Origin of the sequence: Bradyrhizobium sp. sGM-13, assembly GCF_018398875.1 — a bacterium.
Classification (GTDB): domain Bacteria; phylum Pseudomonadota; class Alphaproteobacteria; order Rhizobiales; family Xanthobacteraceae; genus Bradyrhizobium.
In genome coordinates, this window is sequence record NZ_JAGWDK010000155.1 from 1 (window position 1) to 814 (window position 814).

Genomic DNA, 814 nt, shown 5'->3' on the forward strand with positions numbered 1-814 from the left:
CTGAAGCGCAATGCGCAGGCGATCTACCAGGATCTGGTTGATCAGCTCGGCTTCACTGCCAGCTACGAGAGCGTCAAGCGTTTCGTGCGCGCCTTGCGCCACATCGATCCCAAACAGTTTGACCGTCTCGAGTTTGCCCCCGGCGAGGAAGCCCAGGTCGATTATGGCGAAGGCGCGCTGACCCGTGATCCGAAGAGCGGTCGTTACCGCCGGCCGCGCCTGTTCGTGATGACCCTGCGCTACTCGCGGCGTAGCTTCCGGCGGGTGGTCTGGAAGTCGAGCCAGCAGATCTGGGCACAGCTCCACGAAGGGGCTTTTCGATATTTTGGCGGCGCCGTCGGCTATGTCGTGCTCGATAATCTGAAGGAAGGCGTCGTCACGCCCGACCTTTACGAGCCCGAGCTCAACCGGCTCTACGGCGCGGTGCTCGCGCATTACGGCGTCGTCGCCGATCCGGCACGGGTGCGGGACCCGAACCGCAAGGGGACCGTGGAGAACGCGATCCAGCACACCCAGGGCACCGCGCTCGCCGGGCGGCGCTTCGAATCACTCGAGGCTCAGAACAGCTTTCTGGAGCACTGGGAGACGAACTGGGCTTCCAAACGCATCCATGGCAGCATGAGGCGTCAGGTCGAGGCCATGTTCCAGGAGGAGAAGCCGCATCTGCGGCCATTGCCCGCGACCGGCTTCCGTTACTTCTCCGAGCTCGTGCGTACCGTCTACGACGACACCACCGTGCGGGTGGATCACAGCGACTATGCCGCGCGCCCCGCGCCGATCGGCAGCCAGGTCGTGGTACGCCTTTACGAGACCA

1 protein-coding gene is annotated in these 814 nt (G+C 64.1%); it reads left to right on the forward strand.

Annotated elements, in window-relative coordinates:
* Nucleotides 1-814, forward strand: an 814-nt coding sequence (istA, locus tag KJQ96_RS38565) for an IS21 family transposase (RefSeq protein ID WP_213291167.1), incomplete at both ends; no start/stop codon positions are given.